Source organism: Tropicimonas sp. (assembly GCF_047971885.1).
Taxonomy (GTDB): domain Bacteria; phylum Pseudomonadota; class Alphaproteobacteria; order Rhodobacterales; family Rhodobacteraceae; genus Tropicimonas.
In genome coordinates, this window is the sequence record NZ_JBKEAE010000102.1 from 1 (window position 1) to 4,779 (window position 4,779).

Annotated in this window: 4 protein-coding genes; all 4 read right to left on the minus strand. The window is 63.2% G+C overall.

Annotated features, from left to right (window positions below; genetic code table 11):
- Positions 1-1,760: TRAP transporter permease (locus ACK5IR_RS09145; protein ID WP_416928113.1), on the minus strand; the 1,760-nt coding region annotated here is incomplete at its 3' end.
- A gap of 50 nt (positions 1,761-1,810) precedes the next feature.
- Complete coding sequence (locus tag ACK5IR_RS09150) at positions 1,811-2,257, minus strand: DUF1850 domain-containing protein (protein ID WP_416928115.1); 447 nt, start codon at positions 2,255-2,257, stop codon at positions 1,811-1,813.
- 23 nt (positions 2,258-2,280) lie between these two features.
- Positions 2,281-3,240, minus strand: a complete 960-nt coding sequence (locus ACK5IR_RS09155; RefSeq protein ID WP_416928117.1) for a TAXI family TRAP transporter solute-binding subunit — start codon at positions 3,238-3,240, stop codon at positions 2,281-2,283.
- 376 nt (positions 3,241-3,616) lie between these two features.
- On the minus strand, positions 3,617-4,779 hold a 1,163-nt coding region (locus tag ACK5IR_RS09160; RefSeq protein ID WP_416928119.1), incomplete at its 5' end, for a TRAP transporter large permease.

Here is a 4,779-nt window from a genome sequence, read left to right on the forward strand (position 1 = left end):
TAGCCTTCGAGCATCGCGGCGAAGGCTGTCAGGGCTATCACGGCGATCGTGCCGGTCCAGAGCACGAGGAGCAGCGGGCCGCCAAGAATGATCGACGGGTTGAACACCATGAACAGCGGGATGAGATAAAGGCCCTTGGCGTATTTCCACGCCTGAAAGCTGGTTTCCATCGGTTTCGAGCCGGCGATGGCCGACGCCGCAAAACCCGCCAGAGCGACCGGGGGCGTCACGTTGGAATCCTGCGAATACCAGAACACGACAAGATGTGCGACGAGAAGGGGAACGCCGAATTCGCTGGTGAGCGCCGGGCCGACGAGAATGATGAGCACGATGTAGGCCGCGGTAACCGGCAGACCCATACCGAGGACAAGGCTGGCGAGTATCACCATGACCAGCGCCAGTACCAGGTTGCCGCCTGAAAGCGCGAGCATCATCGCGGAGAATTTCAGCCCCAGCCCGGTCAGGCCTACCATGCCGACGATGATCCCGGCCACCGCACAGGCCAGCGACACGGCGACGGCATTGCGGGCACCCCGTTCCAGCGCATGCAACGTGAGCGCCGCGCCGTTCCCGAGAAGTTCCCGGAATCCCCCGACCGTTGGCGCATCGCGGAGAAACACCCAGATCGCGCGCGCCGACGCGGCGAGCACAATCGAGACGATTGCAAAGAACCCGACACGCATCGGCGAATACCCGGCGATCAGGAAGTAGGTCAAAGCGATGAGCGGAAGCAGGAAATGCCAGCCATCTTTGAGTACATCGCGCGCGCGCATCAGATCGCGCGCCGGAATGCCCTCGAGCCCCAGCTTCACGGCCGCGATATGGACGAGCAGGTAGACCGACCCGAAATAGAGAATTGCCGGAAAGATCGAGACGAGGACGATATCCACATAGGGCACCTGGGTGAACTCGCTCATCAGAAACGCTCCGGCGCCCATCAGCGGCGGCATGATCTGCCCGCCGGTCGATGCGGCCGCCTCGATACCGCCGGCCTGCGCCGGGCGATAGCCGAGCCGCTTCATCAGCGGGATGGTAAAGGCTCCGGTGGTCACCACATTGGCGATGGCGGACCCGGAGACCGAGCCCATGCCGGCCGAGGCGAGCACCGCCGCCTTGGCCGGGCCACCCCGCTGCCGGCCCGTTGCCGCATAGGCGAGGTCGATAAAGAACCGCCCCGCGCCGGATACTTCCAGAAAGGCCCCGAAGAGTACAAAGACAAAGATGAAGGTTGCGGCAACACCCAGCGGGATGCCGAAAATCCCCTCGGCGCCAAGGGTCAGCTGGCTGGCAACGCGCTCGATCGAATAGCCGCGGTGATTGAGGATGCCCGGAAGCCAGTCCGCCAGCCAGGGAAGTTCGCCGCGCACGCCGGCAAAGGCATAAAGGATGAAGATCGCGCCGATGATTGTCATTGCCAATCCGACGGCCCGGCGCGCGGCTTCGAGCACGACGAGGGTCGTGACGACGCCCACGGCCACGTCGATCCGGCGGGGGAACACGGCATTGGCGATGGTATCGATGTTCAGGGGCAGCCAGAGCCCGACGAGGATACCACCCAGGATGAGCGGGATGTCGACAAGCCATCCGGGCACACCGCGCGGCCGGCCGCGACCCGTGACGGGAAAGACCAGGAAGCAGAGAACGAGGATGAAACCGAGGTGAATCGGACGCTGATAAAACAGGCCGAGCGGCCTGATGCCCGCCGCGTAGAGTTGGAACAGGGACAGCGACACCGCGACGATCGTGATGAGACAGGGCACCGCCCGCGGCCAACGACCGTTGTTTTTCAAAGCTGCGCCGTCCTGTTCCATCAGTTCCCGTCCGGTTCGAGCGCCATGCGAACCCGCTGGTGGGCGGCCATGGCGGAAAGCGATATCACGTTTCCCCCGATGCTGATCCGGTGGTTCACTTCCATGCTGCCGGGGCGAAGGATATAGGTGTTTCCGGGCACCGGTTCGTCCAGCGCCTCGATCCAGTAGCCGCCCGCGCCATCGGAGCGTTGCACACCCCGGCCGGGGATGTGATCGAGGCCCGCGGCGAAATCCGGCAGGTGCGCGCGGTGCAGCACCATCTGGCCGGTGCGGTTCAGGTAACAATCGGCCACTTCGAACCCCTGCACCGAGTGGCGCCAGAGAATGCACCAGCCGGCACCCTCCGGGACATCGGCCCTGGCAAGCACCGTTCCGTCGCCGGCCAGCGAGGCGATCAGTGTTTCGGCTGGTGCTGCCAGCGGAAACGAAGAGAGGAGGAACACCATCAGTGTTCCTCCAGGGCGGCGTCTCACGGATGCAGGCGATCGGGAACCGTCGCGCCGATCTCCTCGAAATAGCGGATCGCGCCCGGGTGCAGCGGAACCGGGGTCGCCGCAAGGGTGAACTCCACCGTGGTCTGCCGCGCGGCCGGATGCACGGCCTGCAGATCGGCGATGTTCTCGAACATCGCCCTGGTGATCGCATAGGCGAGATCGTCCGTCATTTCCGACGAAGCGACCAGCACGTTGGGCACACCCAGAACGGTCACGTCATCGCCGATGCCCTGGTAGAGGCCGCCGGCGAGCGTGGTGCGTGCGAACAGGGGTTCGGCCGCCTGCGCGGCGGCGATCTGCGCGTCGGAAAGCTCGATAATGCGAATGGCGTTTGTGGTTGCCAGGTTGAGGATCGAGGATGTCGGCGCGCCGACACTCCAGAACCCGACATCGATATCGCCATTGGCCAGCGCATCTGCGGTTTCGTTGAAATTCAGCCGCTGCTCGTCGATATCGTCGTATCCGATCCCCGCCGCCGTCAGTATCTGCTCGGCATTGACCTCGGTTCCCGATCCGGGCGCGCCGACCGACACGCGCTTGCCGCGCAGGTCATCCAGCGAAGTGATGCCGCTGTCCGACAGGGTGACAATCTGGATCATGTTGGCATAAAGCGAAGCGATGCCCCGGATCATCTCCAACTGTTGGCCCTCGAAACGCCCGGTGCCGGTTTGTGCCTGATGGACCGTGTCTGCCAGGCCGATCGCAAGGTCCGCGTCCCCGGTGGCGATCAGACCCATGTTTTCGACCGAAGCCCCGGTGACCTCGGCGGTGGCAGAGTAGCCGTCAACCTTGTTATTGATGACCTCGGCAAGACCGCCGCCGATCGGGTAGTAGACGCCCCCCGTGCCGCCGGTCGCGATCGAAAGCGGAGTCTGCGCGACCATGGGGGTCGCAACAACCATCGCGCAGGCCGCGATTGCGTTGAATAGCTTCATGGTGTCCTCCCTGTTCACCTTGCCCTGCCCGACGACACCTTTACGGCACCGGTTTCCGGCAGAGCCCGTTCAGGAGAACAACCCGGCGGACAGTAGTCAACAGTTTCCGGGGTGCCATGCACGGCCTTGCGTTGGAGCGGGAGGCAGACTGCCGCCGGTCTGAAGAAGGTCCGGATGCGCACTGCTCCACTGCACGATGTCTTCAAAATCGCTGCAGGAGGTGATGGTCGCGCAGACCGGGAGGAATGGAACCTCGGACGGCGAGTGCATGACCCGCCGGTTCTCGCGCTCGTCGACGATATAGGAAGACGATCCGGCAGGCTCCGCCTGCACGGTATTTCGCGCAGGGCGCCCGTCTCATCCACCGGTTGGCCGATCACATGGCGGAAACTAACCAGAGCGACAGCCAGGGCACGGTGATGAGCAATATCAGCCGCACGATGTCGGAGACCCAGAACGGAAGCACGCCCCTGAAGATCGTGCCCAGGGGCACATCGCGCAGCACCGCTTTCAGAACGAACACGTTCATTCCTACCGGCGGGGTGATGAGGCTGATTTCGGTAACGACGACAACCACGATCGCGAACCAGATCAGCGCGCGTTCCGGATCCAGAAGCAACTCATTGCTGAACGGCAGTTCGTACATGAGCGGATAGAAGACCGGAACCGTAAGCAGGATCATCGACAGGCTTTCGAGGACGCAGCCGAGGATCATGTAGATCACGATGATCATCGTGATGACGGCCCAGGCCGGTAGTTCGTAGTCGGACACAAGGCCGGAAAGCGCGTCCGGCAGGCCGGCGAAATTGATGAAGTTGGTAAAAAGCTCCGCGCCGATGATGACGGCGAAGATCATCGCTGTGGCGCGGACACTGTCGAAGGTCGCTTCGAGGAAGTCTTTGAATGTCATCGTCCGCAGCGCGACGGCCACCAGCACGGACGCGCCCGCTCCCATGCCCGCGGCTTCGGTCGGAGTAAAGAACCCGCCATAGATTCCGATCATGATGAAGGCGAACAGACCGAGCACGCTGAACACGCCGATCACATCCTGCCGCGTCATCGGTTCGCTTTCGGTAACGTTCGGTGCGAGATCCGGATTGATCCAGACGGCAACCTTGACCGCCAGAAGATAGAGGATCACACCGAGAATGCCCGGGATGATGCCTGCAATGAACAGCTTGGCGATATTGGTCTCGGTCAGCAGGCCATAGATGATGAGAATGACGGAGGGCGGGATCAGGATGCCGAGTGTGCCACCGGCGGCGATCGATCCGGTTGCCAGCCTGTCGTCATAACCGAACTTGCGCATCGAGGGCATGGCGACCTTCGACATGGTCGCCGCGGTCGCCAGCGAGGAGCCGCAGACGGCCGAGAAACCGCCGCAGGAAAAGACCGAGGCCATGGCGAGACCGCCGCGGGTCCGGCCGAACACCCGGTCCGCCGCCGCAAACAGCCCGTGGGCAATGCCCGAGGCGGCCAGCACGTTACCCATGAAAATGAAGAGCGGAATCACCGAAAGGCTGTAGGAGAGCGCGGAAT